Raw genomic sequence first — 18,355 nt, forward strand, 5'->3', positions numbered from 1 at the left:
GAAGCATTACTTCTTCTTGTTCATCATCGCTTTTAAATCGGCAAACGGGTTAAACGTGGCGACGCCCACGTCTTTTTGCGCGTCTTCCCCGGCGACCACGGTGGTACCGTACTGATCCGCTTCGGTGTATTTCGAATGTTCGTGATCGTGGCAAAACAGGCACAACAGCTCCCAGTTACTGCCATCTTCCGGGTTGTTGGTATGGTCGTGATCGATGTGGTGAACCGTCAGTTCGCGCAGATTGGAATAGACAAACTCACGCGAGCAGCGTCCGCATACCCAGGGATAGATTTTTAACGCTTTTTCGCGATAGCCACTTTCAAGTCTCGCGTAGTTTTTGGGGATCAGAGCCATTGCTGGTTTTACCTGTGATAAAAATAGTGTGCCAATATATCCCATCAGGCACGGTAAATGTACAGGACCTTCCTCCGCTAGAGCGAGAATGTGCCTTCAAGCGTCATCACGCAATTTCCGCCAACGCGAACCACCGCCTCTCCCGACGAGGCATCGTATCCCGCGAACAGCACGCTTGCTCGTCCCATATCAACGCCCTGACTGACGTTAAGATTAAGCGTCGTTTTATTACGGTGCAACGCCAGCAGCGCTGTCGCAGCGGCAGTCGCGCTGCCTGTGGCAGGATCTTCTGTCATGCGGGGAGTAAACATGCGGGCCTGCACATCATGAGGTTCATCAGCATTCGTATCCAGGGTGTAGGCGTAGAGGGAAACGGCGCCATCCAGCGGTAAAGTCGCGCGAAAACCCTGTAAATTCGGCACGCATCGACGAAGCGCCTCACGAGAAGCCAGCTCGGCTATCAGAAAGGGCAGACCTACCGACGCGACCACAGGCCTATGTACCTCGGTACGGATATCTTCCGTGTTCAGGGATAAGCAGGCAGCCACGCTTTCCGGGCTGACTTCAGAGCGGCACGAGAGTGCCTCAGGCACCAGGAGTTCTGCGCCAGTGACCGTATCGTTGTCGCGCAACAGGCGAACGGGCACCACACCGGCTATTTCCTCGAAGTGTAGCGTATCAGGCAGGCGCTGATGATTCATCGCGGCGTAATGGGCAAGCACGTAAGCCGTTCCAACATTAGGGTGCCCGGCGAAGGGGATCTCGCGCGAGGGCGTAAAGATTCGCACGCGTGCTGTATGGGAAGGGGTGTCTGGCGGCAAAACGAACGTGGTTTCGCTGTAGCCAAATTCAACGGCGACCTGCTGCATTTGTGCTTTGTTCATGCCTTGAGCATCGAGTACGACGGCAACAGGGTTACCCAGAAACGGAGTGTCAGTAAAAACATCCGCAACAACATAGCGTCTTTTCATTTTCTGTCCGATGTAAAAGTCCTGATATAGAGATGTAACGTTAAATCAAACCGATAACCAGCCGTTTTTCACCCGACGGACCTGAAAAAAATTCAATCAATTTATTTGAATCATTCCGTTAAAGAAACGCCATTTATTCTCCACAGGTAATGCGTACAGTAGGAAGAACGCAACGCATTATCAGGACACAGGATTATGAAAAAGATCGGCTTTTTATCGTTTGGTCACTGGACGCCTTCTCCGCAGTCCGGCACGCGCTCGGCAGCAGACACCCTGCTGCAGTCCATCGACCTGGCCGTAGCGGCCGAAGAGCTGGGGGCGGACGGCGCCTATTTTCGCGTGCACCACTTTGCTCGTCAGCTGAGCTCTCCGTTCCCTCTGCTGGCCGCAATTGGGGCCAAAACGAAAACCATCGAGATCGGTACTGGCGTGATTGATATGCGCTATGAAAACCCGATGTACATGGCCGAGGATGCCGGTGCGGCGGATCTGATTTCCGGCGGTCGTTTGCAGCTTGGCATCAGCCGGGGCTCCCCGGAGCAGGTCATTGATGGCTGGCGTCATTTCGGCTATGTCCCGCAGGAAGGTGAAAACGAATCAGATATGGCACGCCGTCATACCGAGGTGCTGCTTGAGGTTCTGCGCGGCGAAGGATTTGCAAAGCCGAATCCACAGCCGATGTTTCCGAATCCACCGGGGCTGCTGCGACTGGAACCCTATTCCGAAGGGCTGCGCGAGCGTATCTGGTGGGGCGCCGGTTCGAATGCGACCGCTGTATGGGCCGCTAAGCTCGGCATGAATCTGCAAAGTTCTACGCTGAAAGACGATGAAACCGGTGAGCCGTTCCATATTCAGCAGGCAAAACAGATCCGCGCGTACCGCCAGGCGTGGAAAGAGGCAGGGCATACGCGTGAGCCGCGCGTGTCGGTCAGCCGCAGTATTTTTGCCCTGATGGACGACCGTGACCGGATGTACTTCGGTGCCAGCCGCAACGACAGCGATAGCGTGGGGTATCTTGACGAGAAAACGCGCGCGATCTTCGGACGCAGCTATGCGGCGGAGCCGGACAAGCTTATCGAACAGCTGAAAAAAGACGAGGCGATTGCTGAAGCGGATACGTTATTGTTGACCGTACCGAACCAGCTCGGTGTGGATTACAATGCGCATGTGATTGAGTCCATTCTCAAACATGTCGCACCGGCAATGGGCTGGCGCGAGTAGTCGACGCGCTGGGATAAGCCCCGTCGCCGCACGTGGCGTGAATCTTCATTTGTAACTATTCGGGCGCTTATCGCGAAGACAGGAGGATCTATACATTCCTCCTGTCAGCGCTATTTCTGGCTCATATCGCTCAGCAGCACGGCGATGCTTTGTCCGCCCTCGGTCTGTTCCAGACCAATCTTCACAATGATGGTCAGCGGAACGGAGAGCAGCATACCGACGGGACCGAGCAGCCAACCCCAGAAAATCAAAGACAAAAAGACGACCAATGTGGATAGCCCCAGCCCGCGTCCCATCATCCGTGGCTCAAGAATATTGCCGAACAGCAGGTTAATGGCCAGATATCCGGCCAGCAGAACCAGCGCATCATACAGCCCGCTGAAAACCAGCACCTGAAGGATAGGGGGGATCGCTGCCAGCACGGAACCGATGTTGGGAATGTAGTTGAGCGCGAAGGCCAGTAATCCCCAGACGAACGCGAAGCGGACGTCCAGCGCCAGCAGCATCACCCAGACGACACCACCCGTAACCAGGCTAATGGCGGTTTTCAGCACCAGATAGCGTGAGACGCTGTCCAGCGCGCGTTGAATCGCCCCCATGCCCTCAACCGGACGGACCATTATCTGCTGCAGCTTTGCCGGCAGTTGAGGCACCTCCAGCAGCATAAACACCACCGTTAAAAACAGCAGAAAAATGGAGGTCATGGCATTCGAAAGCTGCGCCAGCAGGCTGGTGACGATCGTCATGGCCGCATTGGGGTCGATATATTTAAGGAGTTCCTCAACCGAGACTTCAATACCTGCGCGTTGCAGCCAGGGTTCAAGCTGCAGCAGCGGTATCGCCAGCGACGATCGGTACTTCGGTAACGTGCGCGCCAGTTCATTCAGCGAGGTGCCGAGATAGGCAACCAGTAATACCATGGCAACAATAATCACGCTGATGAGCAGGGTAATCGCCAGCACGCGCGGGATGCGTAGCCGCGTCATGCGCCGTACCAGCGGGTTAAGGATCACCGCAATAAACAGCGCCAGAATAAAGGGCACGATGATGTCGGCTGCAAATCGCACGCCCGTCAGTATGATCACCAGCATGCCCAGCATGATGACAATTTTTAACCCGTTCAGGGTAATAATGGGTTTAGCCATGGTGACTCCGAAATACGCTTTTTATTTATAATAAAGGTGAAACGCGTTGCAATAAACTAACCAAAATCAAACGGTGTGGGTAAAGAATTGCAAAGACTTTGAGTAAAATCCTGGCTTATGGTACAAATTTAGCGTGTTTAACTACCGAGGACAATTTTCATCCGCAAAGACGAGAAGCAACAACGCGGATAATTGTAATTTTATGGACAATGTGTTCAGGACGTATTCTTCAAACAACACCGCTGTATTTTCCACCTCCTTCTGCCTGGTTGCTGGTGAGCAACACTGGCGCACCGCCCTATAGTTATCTCTTCTGCCTGAGCTGGCGCTACGCGCTTAGCTGTCTGATTTAATTTCATATTTTTTTTGGTTTGCCGCATGCGGCGGGCCACGATGGATTATATTCTCAAGCAGGAGAAAAACATGTTTTACTGGATTTTACTCGCTCTGGCTATTATCGCTGAGATTACCGGCACGCTGTCGATGAAGTGGGCGAGCGTCAGCGATGGCAATACCGGTTTTATTTTAATGTTGGTGATGATTTCACTTTCCTATATTTTCCTCTCATTTGCGGTGAAAAAAATTGCGCTGGGTGTGGCGTATGCGCTGTGGGAAGGGATCGGTATTTTATTGATTACACTCTTCAGCGTCCTGATATTTGACGAAACATTAACAACAATGAAAGTCGCCGGGTTAACGACGCTGGTCGCGGGTATTGTGCTGATTAAATCAGGTACCCGTAAACCGACCAAACAGCAGAAGGAGCAGAACCATGCAACAGTTTGAATGGGTTCATGCGGCCTGGCTGGGTTTCGCCATCGTGCTGGAAATTTTCGCCAACGTTCTGCTGAAATTCTCCGACGGTTTCCGTCGTAAAGTCTATGGCCTGATGTCGATAGCCGCGGTTCTGGGGGCGTTCAGCGCCCTGTCGCAGGCGGTCAAAGGTATCGATCTTTCGGTGGCCTATGCGCTGTGGGGCGGTTTTGGTATCGCCGCCACCCTTGCCGCCGGTTGGGTACTGTTCGGCCAGCGGTTAAATAACAAAGGCTGGATAGGACTGATATTGCTGCTGGCGGGTATGGTCATGATAAAACTCGCCTGATAACCCGGTAACCCTTTTTACCCGCAGCCGCGCTGGCTTACTCCTGAGCCAGCGCTTCCAGCTTATCGCGAAAACCGGTGACGGATAACGCCCGGTTATCGGCTCGCCATCGGTCTTTCGCCGCCGGAGCGGAGCTTTGAACACCAATCAATTGCCAGCCGTTATCGGTTTTCAGCATCAACGGCGAACCGCTGTCACCCGGTAACGTATCGCACTGGTGCGACAGCACGCTGGTTTGTGCCCAGCCCGTTACAACACAGTCGGTATGGGTGTAAAGCGCATCCAGATGATCGACCGGGTAGCCTGACTGCGTGACTTTACGGTCGGCGGCTTTCAGCGCGGCGGTGAGCGCCGCTTTATCCCCGTCGAATAACGGCAGTGGCGTAATGCCCGAAGGCGGGTAGCGCAGAATGATCAGGCCAAAATCCCATGACGCTGCCGCGGGCGGCACTATCCAGCCATCACCATCCGGTTTCAGTCGTTTACCCAGAGAAGGATCAACCCGGCCTTCGATGCCGTGGATTTCATAGCGCCAGACACCTTTTTGCGACACAAACCGTAAGGCTACCGCTTTGTCTGGCTTTCCGTTAGGGGGCGTCAACAGGCAGTGGCCTGCCGTCAGGGCTAATTGCGGGGTGATCAACGTCGCGGTGCACAGGTTGCCGCTGGCGGTTTCCAGTTGTCCAATAGCATCCCAGGGGGCCTGTGTTGGGTCGGTGACGCGAGTACGATCGTCATGACCGAAAAAAAGCGTCTTAAGCTCTTTCGCGCTAATGGCGTCATCGCCGCCATCATCCGCCTGTGAAAATCCAGAAAAAAGACCAAACGTTCCCAGCAACAACACAACAGATTTACGCATATCACACTCTGGTGGGGGTAATTATGATTATTAAAAGTGAACCCTATGAAAATACTATAGACGGGACAGCACGAAAGTGGGAGTAAAATCAGCGTGCTACAATCAGGAAAGATAAAAATGGCTTGCGATGAGCGCGCATAAAATAAGCAGGAACAGAATGAGCTCAAACCGATAGCGTCGCAGCATACGCCCTCCGGATAAAAAAACGGCGCAGAACCTTTTCCGGTTCAGCGCCGGTTTACCAACGTGCCCCGAAGGGCACGGTTAAGCTTGTACCTTACGCAGCTGGCTGAGCAGCTGGTTTAGCAGCTTCGTGTTTTACTGCTTTTTTGTGATGCTTTTTAGCGGCCTGGGCTTTCTGCTCTACAGCAGGTTTAGCGGCTTTTTTATGGTGCTTTTTAGCGGCCTGGGCTTTCTGCTCTACAGCAGGTTTAGCGGCTTTTTTGTGGTGCTTTTTAGCGGCCTGCGCTTTCTGCTCTGCAGCAGGTTTAGCGGCTTTGTGGTGTTTTTTATGATGTACAGTTTTTGCTGGCGCAGCAGTGGTCGTTGCAGTTGGCGCAGCGGCCGCTGGTGCAGCAGTGGTTTCAGCAGCAAACGCAGCAGAAGACAGACCCATAGCAGCGGCAACAACCAGAGCTAATACTTTTTTCATGTTCATACCCTCGAATTTGGTTTTTCATTTAACCCCACTGCGGGGCCGTTGAAATAACTATATCCCTGTAAATTCGAGGTTTCCGTGAGTGATTGGTATCGGCGTGTAACCATATGTACAACGCCGGGGGAGCCTCCCCGGCGTTGTTATTACAAATAGCGCGAGGTGAGATGTTCGCGGAAGTAGCGGATATTCAGATCTTCGCCCGTCGCCTGGGTGATTAATTGCGACGTGCTGAAGCGGCTGCCGTGCTGCCAGATGTTCTGACGCAGCCACTCAAACAGGGCCGAAAAATCGCCCTCGGCGATAGAGGCCTGTAGCCCCGGCAGGGCGGTTTTTGCGGCATGGAACAACTGTGCAGCATACATAGCGCCCAGCGTGTATGACGGGAAATAACCAAACCCACCGTCGGTCCAGTGGATATCCTGCATACAGCCGTTGCGATAGTTGTCTTTGGTTGATAACCCGAGCCAGGCCTGCATTTTTTCATCCCACAGGGCGGGAATATCGTCCACCTCGATCTCGCCGTTAATCAGCGCACGCTCAATTTCATAGCGCAGCACCACGTGGGCCGGGTAGCTCACTTCGTCTGCATCAACGCGGATGTAACCTGGCTTCACGCGCTGGTTCCAGGCGATAAAGTTCTCTTCGCTGAAGGCGGCCTGGCTACCAAAGCGGGCGTGAACGGCAGGGAGCAGATGCTTCAGGAAAGCCTTGCTGCGTCCCAGCTGCATTTCAAAAAACAGGCTCTGAGATTCGTGGATGGCGGTTGAACGCGCCAGCGCCACGGGTTGTCCTGCCCAGGCTCGCGGCAGGTTTTGCTCGTAGCGCGCGTGTCCGGTTTCGTGGATCACGCCAAACAGCGCGCTGAGCAGCTCGTCCTCGTCATAGCGCGTGGTGATACGCACATCTTCCGGCACGCCGCCGCAGAACGGGTGGGCACTGACGTCCAGACGACCGCCGTTAAAATCGAAGCCGAGCATCTTCATGGCTTCCAGTCCGAGTTCACGCTGGGTAGCCGTCGGGAAAGGGCCTTGTGGCGGGACGAACGACCGCTGAGCCTGTTTTTCCACCACGTTCGCCAGCAGGTCCGGCAGCCAGGTTTTCATATCACCAAACAGCACGTCCAGGCGCGCGCTGGTCATGTCCGGTTCGAAAATATCCAGCAGGGCATCGTACGGGGTACAGCCTTTGGCCTCTGCGCGAAGGCGGGCTTCTTCACGGCTGAGTTTGACGACGTCTTTAAGATTGGCGGAAAAACCCTGCCAGTCGTTAGCGGGGCGCTGTGTACGCCAGGCGTGCTCACACTTGCTGCCCGCCAGCGATTTGGCTTCAACCAGCGATTCCGGCAGCAGGGTCGCCTGCTGGTAGTGGCGCGTCATTTCACGCAGGTTAGCCTGTTCGACGTCATTCAGCTCTTCCTCTGCCGCTGCGGTCAGCCATTCGCCCACTCTTTTATCGGTAAGGAGCTGGTGCTGCAGGACGCTCATTTCCGCCAGCGCTTCACCGCGCGCGGCACTGCCGCCGGGCGGCATCATGGTAAACATGTCCCAGCTGGCGATGGAGGAGAGATGCGAGAAGCGGGAGAGGCGCTGGAAGGTTTTCACAAGTGACTGATAGGCGGATGGATTTTGCAATTCTTATTTCCTCTTGCCAGGGATGTGTTTCAGGGAGCATACAATGAAACAGGCCAAATTCCCCAACATTTCCTCCGTGGAAACCGTCTTCCGGAAGTCCGGGAGACGGTTCTCAGTGGGCACTTATGCCTTTTCACGCATAACCTGTTGCAGGATCGCCAGCGCCTGGGTGAACTGGGCATCCGGAATGGTCAACGGATAAAGGAAGCGGATCACGTTTCCGTACTGGCCACAGATCAGTAACAGCAGGCCCCGGGAAAGTGCCTTTTGCTGAATCGCCTGCGCGATGGCGGCCGAGGGTTCACGGCTCTCGGGATCAAAAAACTCTGCCGCAATCATCGATCCTCTTCCTCTAATCGCCACGAGCGCAGGGAAGGTACCCTGAATCTCCTCCAGCGTGGCGCTCAGTCGATCGCCCAGGTGACAGGCGCGCGCGCACAGTGACTCGTTGTCGATAATATTCAGCACCGCGTGCGCGGCGGCCACCGCAAGCGGATTGCCTGCATAGGTTCCCCCGAGTCCACCGGGGGCTGGTGCATCCATGATCTCAGCGCGGCCCACCACGCCGGACAGCGGCATTCCGCCTGCCAGGCTTTTGGCCATCGTCATCAGGTCAGGCTTGTCAGCGTAGTGGTCCATGGCAAACAGCTTACCGGTACGGGCGAAACCGCTCTGCACTTCATCGGCAATCATCACGATCCCGTGCTCATCACAGATGCGGCGGATGACGGCCACCAGCTCTGGCGGCGCGACGTTGAATCCGCCTTCACCCTGAATGGGTTCAAAAATAATCGCCGCTACCTGTTTCGCCTCAATATCGGCTTTGAACAGGCGCTCTATCGCCGTGATGGCATCCTGCGTCGTGATGCCGTGCAGCTCGGAGGGATAGGGTACGTGATAAACCGACCCGGGGAAGGGGCCAAATCCCAGCTTATAAGGCGCGACCTTGCCGGTTAACGCCATGGTCATATAGGTTCGGCCGTGAAAGCCTCCCCCGAAGGCAATCACGCCAGGCCTGCCGGTGTGGGCCCGGGCGATTTTAATGGCATTTTCCACCGCTTCCGCGCCCGTCGTGAAGAACGCGGTTTTAGCCGGGCCCTGTACCGGGGCCAGCTCGTTAAGTTTTTCGGCCAGGGAAACGTAACTTTCATATGGCACAATCTGGTAGGCCGTGTGGGTGAACTGGTGCAGCTGTTTTTCCACGGCGGCCACCATTTCAGGATGACGATGGCCGGTATTCAGTACCGCGATCCCGGCGGCGAAATCAATATAGTCATTGCCTTCCACGTCGGTAAGCGTAGCATTCTCCGCCGTGCGGGCAAAGAAATTACACATTACGCCTACGCCGCGCGGGGTGGCCGAAAGTCTGCGCTGATGAAATTCCTGGTTACTCATGTCAGATACCCTTTTGTCGAAATGATCAAACGCCAAGACGATCGCGCAGGCTGTAATACGCCGCGCCCATCGCCGTAAATGGAATCCGCAGGCTGCGACCGCCCGGGAAGGGGTAGTGCGGGAGGTTGGCAAACGCATCAAAGCGCTCTGCGTCACCGCGCAGCAGTTCCGAAATCAGCCGTCCGGCCAGGTGCGTGCAGGTCACGCCGTGGCCGCTGTAGCCCTGCATGTAGTAGATGTTTTTATCCAGACGACCAAACTGCGGCATGCGCGACAGGGTTAGCAGGAAGTTGCCCGTCCAGCGGTAGTCGATTTTGACCCCTGCCAGCTGAGGGAAGGTTTTCAACAGCTTTGGCATCACCAGACGCTCGACATCGTCCGGATCGCGCGCGCCATAGACTACGCCACCGCCGTACAGCAGGCGGTTGTCGGCGGTGAGACGGTAGTAGTCCAGCAGGTAGTTGCAATCTTCAACACAGTAGTTATTGGGGATTAGCGTGCGGACGACCTCTTCCGGCAGTGGGGCGGTGGTCACCACCTGGGTGCCGCAGGGCATGCTGCGTTTTGCCAGTTCTGGTTCGACCTTATCGCCCAGATAGGCATTTCCGGCGACGATCACATAGCGGGCCGTCACCTGACCATGCTGCGTGCTTACCACGGCCGGGCTGGTGTGCTGAATGGCGGTCACCGGGGATTGTTCATACACCCGCCCGCCGTTAAGGCGAATGGCGTCCGCTTCGCCGATCGCCAGGTTGAGCGGATGAATATGTCCCCCGCTGCGGTCCAGCAGCGCGCCGGTATAGCGTTCGCTGTCGACTTCCCGGCGGATCGCGCTGGCATCCAGCAACTCCAGCTGCGTGTTGCCGTAGCGTTCCCAGTTGGCTTTTTGCTCTTCCAGCGTCTCCAGCTGCTTATGGTTCAGGGCAACAAACAGCCCGCCGGGACGATAGTCGCACTGGATCTGATAGCGCTGAATACGCTCCCGGATGATTTCCCCGCCTTCAAACATCATGCTCCCGAGGACTTTGGCAGCATCGGGGCCATAGTTTTTCTCAATCACGTCGATATCGCGGCTGTAGGAGTTAACCAGCTGGCCGCCGTTGCGTCCGCTGGCACCGAAGCCGATGCGCGCCCCTTCAAGGAGCACCACGTCGTAGCCCATTTCAGCGAGATGCAGTGCGGAGGATAGGCCGGTATAGCCGCCGCCTACCACGCACACGTCACAGCTGATTGATTCGCTAAGCGTCGGGAATGGTTCGTACGCGTTCGCGCTGGCCGCATAATAGCTGGTGGTATGTTCGGTCATGATTGAGGCTCCAGAGCAATCCAGATGGTTTTAAGTTCGGTAAATTTTTCCAGCGCGTGCAGAGACTTATCGCGGCCGTTGCCGCTCTGCTTATAGCCACCAAACGGTACGGTCATATCCCCGTCGTTATAGTTATTGACGAAGACCGAGCCTGCTTTCAGGCGACGGCTCATGCGGTGTGCGCGGGAGAGGTCGCGGGTCCATACCGCCGCGCCAAGCCCATATTCACTGTCGTTGGCCAGCGTTAAGGCTTCCTCTTCGGTTTTAAAACGGGTGACGACCAGAACAGGCCCGAAAATCTCTTCCCGGCACAGCGGGGAGGTAGGGTCGATGTCGACAAAAATGGTTGGACCTACCGCAGAAGGCCAGGATTGTGCCCGCCCGTCCAGCAGCAGCGTACCTTTCCGGGCGCCCTCGCGAATAAACGTGTGAACGGTATCGGCGTGCGCGGCGTCGATGAGCATTCCCATCGTGCTGTCGGGATCGAGCGGATCGCCCGGCTGCCAGTGGCGGGCCTGCGCTTTCAGCTTTGCCAGAAAGTCATCGGCGATGCTCTCCTCAAGCAGCAGGCGGGTCCCGGCGATACACACTTGCCCCTGGTTATAAAAAATCCCGGCGGCGGTCGCGCTCACGGCCTTGTCCAGGTCCGGACAGTCGGCAAAGACAATGTTGGCGCTCTTGCCGCCAGCCTCCAGCCAGACGCGCTTCATGTTGCTTTCGCCTGCGTCCTTCAACAGCTGTTTGCCGGTACGGGTAGAGCCGGTAAACGTCAGCACCTCAACGTCCGGATGCAGGGCCAGTGCCTGGCCCGCTTCGTGGCCGTAACCGCTTATCACATTCAGCACGCCGTCCGGCAGGCCCGCCTCTTTCGCCAGCCCGGCCAGCCGAAGGGCGGTGAGAGGCGATTTTTCGGACGGTTTCAATACCACGCTATTGCCCGCGATCAGCGCCGGGCCCAGCTTCCAGCAGGCCAGCAGCAGCGGGAAGTTCCATGGGACGATGGCGGCGACAACCCCGATCGGCTCGCGCACAATCATCGCCAGCGCGTCCGGCCCCGTAGGCGCCACTTCGCCGTAGACTTTATCCGCCGCTTCGGCGTACCAGCGAATGGCGCGCGCCGCGCCGGGAATATCGTCGCGCAGACTGTGGCGGATGGGTTTACCGGTGTCCAGGGTTTCCAGTAAGGCCAGCTCTTCGCCGTGGCGTTCCATCAAATCGGCGAACTTATTGAGAACGTATTTGCGCTGCGCCGGTGACGCCTGCGACCAGTCGCCACGGTCAAATACCTCACGCGCAGCCTGAACCGCGAGGTCTACGTCCGCCTGCTTGCCCCGGGCCACATTCGCCAGCGTCTGACGGGTTGCGGGGTTGACGGTGTCAAACGTGGCCTTATCGGCGGCGTCACAATAGGCACCGTTAATAAATAACCGGGTCTCAATGGCACTGTTTTTTGCTTTATCCTGCCAGTAAGTCAGGTGCTGAAAATGCATATTCACTCCTTTCTTTCGCAATCAGATAAATAAAGGCATGGCCGTTTCAGGCAATACGAAGCCGTGAGGCATCCCGGGGATTAACCCGTAAAATGCCGACATTGATCGTTTTTATTTGCCCCGGCGTAAGTCTTTACGCCGGGGCTGAGTGGTCATCAGAACGTGGTGGGGGTGTGGGCACTGATAATGCGGCAGATGCCTGCCGAGGTATTGCTGAAGCTGTGCGGTATGCCGGTATTAATGGCATAGCTTTGCCCCGCAACCAGGTGATAAGGCTGGCCATTAATGGTCAGCACAATTTCACCTTCCAGTATCGTACCGATCTCCTCACCCTGATGTTTTATCCTCTCTCCGGTCGTGGTTCCAGGCTGGTAAGTTTCAAAAATCATCGCCAGCGTACGGTTCGGATTTCCGTTGTGAACCAGCTTCATCGAAACCCCCTGACTGCCTATTTCGATAAGGTCTTCCTGATTAATAACCACCTGCGGTTCATCAGGTTTTTCCGGTTCCGAAAAGAATTCCGAGAGCGACAGCCCATAGACTTTCAGCAGCTTCTGAAGCGTACTGATGGCAGGACTGACTTTATCCTGCTCGATGGTGCTGATGGCACTGTGTGTTAACCCAGACAGTTCGGCGGCACGCCGCTGCGAGAGACCCAGTTGCTGGCGGATCTCAGACAGACGTTTCCCTGGCGCCAGTCCGTCATCGCTCATAGTTGCATTTCCTTTACGGTAGTGGTCAAAGTCGTTGCTTCTCGGCAATGTGGCTTTGACAGGCGGTGATAAAACCTTCAAACAACATACGTGACAGGGCGTACTCGCTGCTGTTCCATTCGGGGTGCCATTGCACGCCGAGGGCAAAAGGATGGTCATGCACGCTGACCGCTTCAACCAGCCCGTCCGTCGAGCGGGCCTCCACGCGAAGCCGTGGTCCTAACGTTCGTGCACCTTGCCCGTGTAACGAGTTTACCCAAAATGTGTTACAGCCTGGTATTAATTGAGACAGCAGTCCTCCCTCCTGAACCTGAACTTCATGAGACGGGGCGTATTGTAGCTCAACCGGCAGTTCAGGATCTTCCCGGTGCTCAAGCAGGTCATTCTGCTCGAACAGGCGACGATACAGCGTCCCTCCCGTCGCAACAACCAGTTCCTGCAGCCCCCGGCAGATGGCGAAAATGGGGATGCGCCTTTCGAGCGCGGCGGCAATCAGCGCCATACTCAGAAGATCACGCCCGGGATCGGCGTCAGGCTCATCGCCGTTTTCACCATAAAGGTGCGGCTGCACATTACTTGGGCTGCCCGGCAGGTAAATCCCGTCCAGGGTTGGCAGCAGAGTGGTAAGCAACTCTGGCTCTGCCAGCGCATGCGGTAAGGCAATGGGTAAGCCCCCCGCATTGATAATGGCATTCAGGTACTTTTCTTGCAGGGTCTGGGTCTCATGACCCTTAAGCCTGTTTCTGCACATCACCACGCCAATGACTGGCTTGTTCATTATATTTTCCATGATCGCCCTCACAAAGTGGACTAAATTTAGGCCAGTTTCACCTGTAAAACGGCCTTTTCGTTCAATATTTTCTCAATCTAGCAACGAGATCTGCCTTTTGCAAACTTAATTTAACATTTGACAAACAATTTATTTGCATACAGATTCGATAGGGTGGACATTATATTTGACAGTCCTGAGCAGCGAACGCAAATCCCAAAAACGGTGGTAAATCATGGAAACCAATATCGTAGAAGTTGAGAACTTTGTTCACTACACGGATGAGAGGCGGGGCAGCGCCTTTACGCAGGAGGTGAAGCGCTATTTAGAACAGTATCCGAACACCCAGTTTATTGATGTCCTCCTGACCGATTTGAACGGCTGTTTTCGCGGTAAACGTATTCCGGTTGCCGGACTGAACAAACTCGAAAAAGGCTGCTATTTCCCGGCGTCGGTGTTCGCCATGGATATTCTGGGTAACGTGGTGGAAGAAGCGGGCCTGGGGCAGGAGCTCGGCGAGCCTGACTGTGTTTGTGTGCCGGTGCCGGGCACACTGACACCGTCCGCCGCGGACCCGGAATACATTGGTCAGGTGCAGCTCACAATGGTCGATGAAGATGGCGCTCCCTTTGACGTTGAGCCGCGGAACGTACTCAACCGGCTCTGGCAGCAGTTGCGCCAGCGCGGTCTGTTCCCCGTGGTAGCGGTAGAGCTGGAGTTCTATTTACTTGATCGGAATCGCGATGCCGACGGTTATCTTCAGCCACCCTGCGCGCCGGGCACCGACGTGCGTAACACGCAAAGCCAGGTCTACTCGGTTGATAATCTCAACCACTTTGCTGACGTGCTGAACGATATTGATGAGCTGGCGCAGCTGCAGTTGATCCCCGCCGATGGCGCAGTGGCTGAGGCCTCGCCGGGTCAGTTTGAAATTAACCTGCACCATACGGAAAACGTGCTGGATGCCTGTGATGATGCGCTGGCGCTAAAACGTCTCGTCAGGCAGATGGCAGAAAAACATAAGATGCACGCCACGTTTATGGCGAAGCCGTATGAAGAGCATGCGGGCAGCGGGATGCATATCCACATCAGTATGCAAAACAACAGAGGCGAAAACGTGCTCGCGGACGCCAGCGGCGAGGATTCCGCGCTGCTGAAACGCGCGCTGGCCGGGATGATCGATCTGATGCCAGCGTCCATGGCGCTGCTGGCACCGAACGTCAACTCGTACCGCCGTTTCCAGCCGGGAATGTATGTGCCGACGCAGGCGTCATGGGGACACAACAACCGCACGGTAGCCCTGCGTATTCCCTGCGGCGATCGCCATAACCATCGAGTCGAATACCGGGTGGCAGGGGCAGACGCGAATCCGTATCTGGTGATGGCGGCGATTTTTGCCGGCATTCTGCACGGGCTGGATAACGATTTACCGCTGCAGGAAGAGGTTGAAGGCAATGGTCTGGAGCAGGACGGACTGCCGTTCCCGATTCGTCAGAGTGATGCGCTGTGGGAGTTTATGCAAAACGATCGCCTTCGCGAGCGGCTGGGCGAGCGTTTCTGCCACGTGTATCACGCCTGCAAAAATGATGAATTACTGCAGTTTGAACGCCTGATTACCGAAACAGAAATCGAGTGGATGCTGAAAAACGCCTGATAACGCGCCCCGGTAAGGGGCCGCTTTGTTTCATCTCATACGTATCACCATACGGCCTGCGCGGAGCCTGGCCGAACTGTTCGCTGGCACGCCAGCTATCTCCCGGGAGTCGCGTTATGGAGCGCAGGCGGCACAGGGACTTTCTTAACGACACTGTGTGACGAGGTAGGAAATGATGCAGATGTTCAACTATCCGCAGGGCGAAGGGGGCCAGTCAGGCTTCCATGGTGAATGCGAGCCAGAGACGGTGCGCTGGTACGGTCGCGTTTGTTCTTCACAACTTCCCCCTTTGCTAAGCAGGTTTGCGTTAAGGTCAACGCGATTGCAAACCACGGTAAGCATGGGGGGGACGGTGTATGGCGACTAACACGTCTCTTGACGCGCCGGGCATGGCCGGCAGAACCCGACTGCGCAGTTCTCTTAAGCTCTGGCAGGTGGTGATGATGGGGCTGGCTTACCTCACCCCCATGACCGTGTTTGATACCTTCGGTATTGTGTCCGGTATCAGCAACGGCCACGTGCCCGCCTCGTATCTCCTGGCGCTGGCTGGCGTCATGTTTACCGCCATCAGCTACGGTAAACTGGTACGGCAGTTCCCGGAAGCGGGCTCCGCGTATACCTACACGCAGAAATCGATTGGACCCCACGTGGGCTTTATGGTCGGCTGGTCATCGTTGCTGGACTATCTCTTCCTGCCGATGATCAACGTGCTGCTGGCGAAGATCTACCTTTCCGCGATGTTCCCTGAGGTCCCGCCGTGGGTCTGGGTGGTGGGGTTTGTGACGATCCTGACGCTGGCGAATCTGAAGAGTGTTAACCTGGTCGCCAACTTTAATACCCTGTTTGTGCTGGTGCAGGTCGCGATTATGGTGGTGTTTGTCATCCTCGTGGTGCATGGCTTGCACAAGGGAGAAGGGGTCGGCACCGTCTGGTCGCTGCAGCCGTTTATCAGCGAGAACGCACATCTGATCCCTATTATTACCGGCGCGACCATCGTCTGCTTCTCTTTCCTCGGCTTTGATGCGGTTACCACGCTTTCGGAAGAGACGCCAAACGCGGCACGGGTCATTCCCAAAGCCATTTTCCTGACCGCGCTGTACGGCGGGCTGATATTCATTATTGCCTCGTTCTTCATGCAGCTCTTTTTCCCAACCATCGCGCGCTTCAAGAACCCGGATGCCGCGCTGCCGGAAATCGCACTGTACGTGGGCGGTAAGCTCTTCCAGTCGGTGTTTTTATGTACCACCTTTGTCAATACGCTGGCTTCGGGTCTGGCCTCGCACGCCAGCGTCTCGCGGTTATTGTATGTGATGGGGCGTGACAACGTCTTTCCGGAGCGGGTGTTTGGTTATGTGCATCCGAAATGGCGTACTCCGGCCCTGAACGTCATTATGGTGGGGATAGTGGCCCTGTCGGCGCTGTACTTTGACCTCGTGACCGCAACGGCGCTGATCAACTTTGGCGCACTGGTGGCGTTTACGTTTGTTAACCTCTCGGTGTACAACCATTTCTGGCGGCGTAAGGGGCTGAACAAAACGTGGAAAGATCGTTTCCACTATCTCCTGCTGCCGCTTATTGGGGCGGTAACGGTCAGCGTGCTGTGGATAAACCTCGAAGCGACGTCCCTGACGCTTGGCCTCATCTGGGCGGCACTGGGGATCCTTTACCTGACATGGCTAACGCGCCGTTTCCGAAAACCGCCTCCGCAGTTTGAAGCTGGTAAGATAGAGCAGGCCTGGGATTCCTGAACGATAAACGGCACCAGTACGCTGGTGCCGTTTAGGTCGCTCGTGCGTCTTACCGGACATCAGCCCGCACGTTTATTATCTCAACCGTTGATGAAGACTTGCCCCCACCAGCAGCGCGGCACAAAGCATCAGGGCGATAAACCCGCCCACGCCGTTCCAGCCGTAGTGATGCCAGAACACGCCCCCCAGCGTCCCGGCGATGCTGGATCCCAGGTAATAGCTAAACAGGTACAGCGACGATGCCTGTCCTTTGGCTCGACGCGCGCGCGGGCCAATCCAGCTGCTGGCGACCGAGTGCGCGGCGAAGAACCCGGCGGAGAAGAGCAGCATCCCGGCAAAAATCAGCCACAGTGAGGAGAAGAGCGTCAACAGCAGGCCGAGCAGCATTACCGCTGTGAAGACCAGCATGACCGGCCCGCGGCCGAAGCGTGCGGTCATCGCCCCGGCTTTCGGCGAACTCCACGTGCCGGTGAGATAAGCCACAGAAAGCAAACCGACCATGGCCTGATTCAGATGCCACGGCGAAAGCATCAGGCGATAGCCAATATAGTTAAACAACGTGACGAATGACCCCATCAGCAAGAAGCCCATCAGGAACAGGCGCGGCAACCCTTTATCACGCCAGTGCAAACGGAAGTTAATAAACAGCGTTTTCGGGCGCAGAGAAATCGGGCGGAAATGGCGTGATTCCGGCAGGATTTTCCAGAACATCAGTGCAGATGCCAGCGCGAAACACCCGATAACCGCCAGCGCAATACGCCAGCTAAAGAAGTCCGTAAAGACCCCGCTCAGCAGACGCCCACTCATGCCGCCAATTGAATTCCCGCTGATGTACAACCCCATCGAAAAGGCAACGAAGCTCGGATGGATCTCTTCGCTGAGATAGGTCATCCCGACCGCGGCCACGCCGCTGAGCGACAGCCCGATCAGCGCGCGCATCACCAGAATGCCGTGCCAGCTGGTCATCATGGTCGAGAGCAACGTACAGACCGAGGCCAGCATCAGGGCAGTGACCATCACCGGTTTACGGCCAATGGCGTCGGACAAAGGGCCGGTAAAGAGCAGGCCAATTGCCAGCATCGCGGTTGAAATCGAGAGCGAAACGCTGCTGCTGGCGGGCGATACGCCAAACTCATGGGAGAGAACGGGGAGGATCGGCTGAACGCAGTAGAGCAGGGCAAACGTGGCCAGACCGGCCGAAAAGAGCGCCAGGGTAACGCGCATAAATTGGGGAGTACCACGTTTAATGAACTGAACCGGCTGCGATGCTACGGGTAAATCATAGATATCGCTTGCCGGAGAGATATCAATGGAGGTTGTACGACTCACACAGTTTCCT

The 18,355-nt window shown here is 56.0% G+C and carries 20 protein-coding genes; 7 read left to right on the forward strand and 13 right to left on the reverse strand.

Annotated elements, in window-relative coordinates; all coding sequences use genetic code 11:
* Positions 1–6: 6 nt before the first annotated feature.
* Both yajD and L3068_RS10270 read right to left on the reverse strand, forming a co-directional pair.
* The gene (yajD, locus tag L3068_RS10265) at positions 7–354 is read right to left on the reverse strand and encodes an HNH nuclease YajD (RefSeq protein WP_006808895.1); all 348 of its coding nucleotides are present in this window, start codon (positions 352–354) and stop codon (positions 7–9) included.
* Between the two features lie 77 nt (positions 355–431).
* Positions 432–1,325, reverse strand: coding sequence for a PhzF family phenazine biosynthesis protein (locus tag L3068_RS10270; RefSeq protein ID WP_045134988.1), 894 nt, complete (start codon positions 1,323–1,325; stop codon positions 432–434).
* Positions 1,326–1,520: 195 nt separating this feature from the next.
* Between L3068_RS10270 and L3068_RS10275 the strand changes: the two genes are divergently transcribed.
* Entirely contained in the window at positions 1,521–2,546 is a 1,026-nt protein-coding gene (locus L3068_RS10275; RefSeq protein WP_014883619.1) for an LLM class flavin-dependent oxidoreductase, read from the forward strand.
* 110 nt (positions 2,547–2,656) lie between these two features.
* Here L3068_RS10275 and L3068_RS10280 read toward each other — a convergent pair whose 3' ends face one another.
* Positions 2,657–3,691 (reverse strand): AI-2E family transporter, encoded by a 1,035-nt coding sequence (locus L3068_RS10280; RefSeq protein WP_014883620.1) that lies wholly within the window; start codon positions 3,689–3,691, stop codon positions 2,657–2,659.
* A gap of 133 nt (positions 3,692–3,824) precedes the next feature.
* On the opposite strand from L3068_RS10280, the gene L3068_RS25395 reads away from it, so the two are divergent.
* From L3068_RS25395 to mdtI, 3 genes are all read left to right on the forward strand, one after another.
* A complete protein-coding gene (locus L3068_RS25395; protein WP_418756997.1) occupies positions 3,825–3,995 on the forward strand; it encodes a protein YdgV in 171 nt (56 codons plus the stop codon).
* Positions 3,996–4,114: 119 nt separating this feature from the next.
* Positions 4,115–4,477 (forward strand): multidrug/spermidine efflux SMR transporter subunit MdtJ, encoded by a 363-nt coding sequence (gene mdtJ, locus L3068_RS10285; protein WP_014883621.1) that lies wholly within the window; start codon positions 4,115–4,117, stop codon positions 4,475–4,477.
* Positions 4,464–4,793 carry a multidrug/spermidine efflux SMR transporter subunit MdtI gene (gene mdtI, locus L3068_RS10290; RefSeq protein ID WP_014883622.1) on the forward strand — a complete coding sequence of 110 codons (330 nt, stop codon included), beginning with the start codon at positions 4,464–4,466 and terminating at the stop codon, positions 4,791–4,793. Before mdtJ ends, mdtI begins: the two co-directional genes overlap by 14 nt.
* A gap of 37 nt (positions 4,794–4,830) precedes the next feature.
* Here mdtI and L3068_RS10295 read toward each other — a convergent pair whose 3' ends face one another.
* From L3068_RS10295 to puuD, 9 genes are all read right to left on the reverse strand, one after another.
* Positions 4,831–5,652, reverse strand: a complete 822-nt coding sequence (locus L3068_RS10295) for a trypsin-like serine peptidase (protein WP_014883623.1) — start codon at positions 5,650–5,652, stop codon at positions 4,831–4,833.
* 102 nt (positions 5,653–5,754) lie between these two features.
* Positions 5,755–5,838, reverse strand: a complete 84-nt coding sequence (gene ydgU, locus L3068_RS25400; RefSeq protein WP_086527784.1) for a small membrane protein YdgU — start codon at positions 5,836–5,838, stop codon at positions 5,755–5,757.
* Positions 5,839–5,929: 91 nt separating this feature from the next.
* A complete protein-coding gene (gene asr, locus L3068_RS10300) occupies positions 5,930–6,304 on the reverse strand; it encodes an acid resistance repetitive basic protein Asr (protein WP_014883624.1) in 375 nt (124 codons plus the stop codon).
* A gap of 149 nt (positions 6,305–6,453) precedes the next feature.
* Positions 6,454–7,941 carry a carboxypeptidase M32 gene (locus tag L3068_RS10305; RefSeq protein WP_117581861.1) on the reverse strand — a complete coding sequence of 496 codons (1,488 nt, stop codon included), beginning with the start codon at positions 7,939–7,941 and terminating at the stop codon, positions 6,454–6,456.
* 123 nt (positions 7,942–8,064) lie between these two features.
* Entirely contained in the window at positions 8,065–9,336 is a 1,272-nt protein-coding gene (gene puuE, locus L3068_RS10310; RefSeq protein WP_117581859.1) for a 4-aminobutyrate transaminase, read from the reverse strand.
* A gap of 25 nt (positions 9,337–9,361) precedes the next feature.
* Positions 9,362–10,642 (reverse strand): NAD(P)/FAD-dependent oxidoreductase, encoded by a 1,281-nt coding sequence (locus L3068_RS10315; RefSeq protein ID WP_014883627.1) that lies wholly within the window; start codon positions 10,640–10,642, stop codon positions 9,362–9,364.
* On the reverse strand, positions 10,639–12,132 hold the full coding sequence (puuC, locus tag L3068_RS10320) for an aldehyde dehydrogenase PuuC (RefSeq protein ID WP_032636740.1): 1,494 nt from the start codon (positions 12,130–12,132) through the stop codon (positions 10,639–10,641). The genes L3068_RS10315 and puuC overlap by 4 nt, the downstream gene beginning before the upstream one ends.
* A gap of 155 nt (positions 12,133–12,287) precedes the next feature.
* Positions 12,288–12,845 carry an HTH-type transcriptional regulator PuuR gene (gene puuR / locus L3068_RS10325; RefSeq protein WP_013096835.1) on the reverse strand — a complete coding sequence of 186 codons (558 nt, stop codon included), beginning with the start codon at positions 12,843–12,845 and terminating at the stop codon, positions 12,288–12,290.
* Positions 12,846–12,870: 25 nt separating this feature from the next.
* On the reverse strand, positions 12,871–13,623 hold the full coding sequence (gene puuD, locus L3068_RS10330) for a gamma-glutamyl-gamma-aminobutyrate hydrolase (protein WP_196238017.1): 753 nt from the start codon (positions 13,621–13,623) through the stop codon (positions 12,871–12,873).
* Between the two features lie 226 nt (positions 13,624–13,849).
* Here puuD and L3068_RS10335 point away from each other — a divergent pair, with 226 nt between their 5' ends.
* The 3 genes from L3068_RS10335 to L3068_RS10340 all read left to right on the forward strand — a co-directional run bounded on the left by L3068_RS10335 (position 13,850) and on the right by L3068_RS10340 (position 17,016).
* Positions 13,850–15,268, forward strand: coding sequence for a glutamine synthetase family protein (locus tag L3068_RS10335; RefSeq protein WP_032636739.1), 1,419 nt, complete (start codon positions 13,850–13,852; stop codon positions 15,266–15,268).
* Between the two features lie 181 nt (positions 15,269–15,449).
* Positions 15,450–15,635 carry a YmjE family protein gene (locus L3068_RS25405; RefSeq protein WP_418251745.1) on the forward strand — a complete coding sequence of 62 codons (186 nt, stop codon included), beginning with the start codon at positions 15,450–15,452 and terminating at the stop codon, positions 15,633–15,635.
* Positions 15,625–17,016: an APC family permease gene (locus tag L3068_RS10340; protein WP_214602800.1), complete on the forward strand. Its 1,392-nt coding sequence runs from the start codon at positions 15,625–15,627 to the stop codon at positions 17,014–17,016. The genes L3068_RS25405 and L3068_RS10340 overlap by 11 nt, the downstream gene beginning before the upstream one ends.
* A gap of 75 nt (positions 17,017–17,091) precedes the next feature.
* Here L3068_RS10340 and ynfM read toward each other — a convergent pair whose 3' ends face one another.
* Positions 17,092–18,345, reverse strand: a complete 1,254-nt coding sequence (gene ynfM / locus L3068_RS10345; RefSeq protein WP_117581856.1) for a multidrug efflux MFS transporter YnfM/SxtP(Kp) — start codon at positions 18,343–18,345, stop codon at positions 17,092–17,094.
* Between the last annotated feature and the right edge of the window lie 10 nt (positions 18,346–18,355).

The sequence above is a fragment of the Enterobacter cloacae complex sp. ECL414 genome, assembly GCF_021869685.1.
Classification (GTDB): Bacteria; Pseudomonadota; Gammaproteobacteria; order Enterobacterales; family Enterobacteriaceae; genus Enterobacter; species Enterobacter kobei.

What these genes read in the sequence shown, in the direction of transcription:
- yajD (WP_006808895.1), bottom strand. Translation starts at nt 354, where the DNA reads ATGGCTCTGATCCCCAAAAACTACGCGAGACTTGAAAGTGGCTATCGC.
- L3068_RS10270 (WP_045134988.1), bottom strand. Translation starts at nt 1,325, where the DNA reads ATGAAAAGACGCTATGTTGTTGCGGATGTTTTTACTGACACTCCGTTT.
- L3068_RS10275 (WP_014883619.1), top strand. Translation starts at nt 1,521, where the DNA reads ATGAAAAAGATCGGCTTTTTATCGTTTGGTCACTGGACGCCTTCTCCG.
- L3068_RS10280 (WP_014883620.1), bottom strand. Translation starts at nt 3,691, where the DNA reads ATGGCTAAACCCATTATTACCCTGAACGGGTTAAAAATTGTCATCATG.
- mdtJ (WP_014883621.1), top strand. Translation starts at nt 4,115, where the DNA reads ATGTTTTACTGGATTTTACTCGCTCTGGCTATTATCGCTGAGATTACC.
- mdtI (WP_014883622.1), top strand. Translation starts at nt 4,464, where the DNA reads ATGCAACAGTTTGAATGGGTTCATGCGGCCTGGCTGGGTTTCGCCATC.
- L3068_RS10295 (WP_014883623.1), bottom strand. Translation starts at nt 5,652, where the DNA reads ATGCGTAAATCTGTTGTGTTGTTGCTGGGAACGTTTGGTCTTTTTTCT.
- ydgU (WP_086527784.1), bottom strand. Translation starts at nt 5,838, where the DNA reads ATGCTGCGACGCTATCGGTTTGAGCTCATTCTGTTCCTGCTTATTTTA.
- asr (WP_014883624.1), bottom strand. Translation starts at nt 6,304, where the DNA reads ATGAAAAAAGTATTAGCTCTGGTTGTTGCCGCTGCTATGGGTCTGTCT.
- puuE (WP_117581859.1), bottom strand. Translation starts at nt 9,336, where the DNA reads ATGAGTAACCAGGAATTTCATCAGCGCAGACTTTCGGCCACCCCGCGC.
- L3068_RS10315 (WP_014883627.1), bottom strand. Translation starts at nt 10,642, where the DNA reads ATGACCGAACATACCACCAGCTATTATGCGGCCAGCGCGAACGCGTAC.
- puuC (WP_032636740.1), bottom strand. Translation starts at nt 12,132, where the DNA reads ATGCATTTTCAGCACCTGACTTACTGGCAGGATAAAGCAAAAAACAGT.
- puuR (WP_013096835.1), bottom strand. Translation starts at nt 12,845, where the DNA reads ATGAGCGATGACGGACTGGCGCCAGGGAAACGTCTGTCTGAGATCCGC.
- puuD (WP_196238017.1), bottom strand. Translation starts at nt 13,623, where the DNA reads ATGAACAAGCCAGTCATTGGCGTGGTGATGTGCAGAAACAGGCTTAAG.
- L3068_RS10335 (WP_032636739.1), top strand. Translation starts at nt 13,850, where the DNA reads ATGGAAACCAATATCGTAGAAGTTGAGAACTTTGTTCACTACACGGAT.
- L3068_RS25405 (WP_418251745.1), top strand. Translation starts at nt 15,450, where the DNA reads ATGTTCAACTATCCGCAGGGCGAAGGGGGCCAGTCAGGCTTCCATGGT.
- L3068_RS10340 (WP_214602800.1), top strand. Translation starts at nt 15,625, where the DNA reads ATGGCGACTAACACGTCTCTTGACGCGCCGGGCATGGCCGGCAGAACC.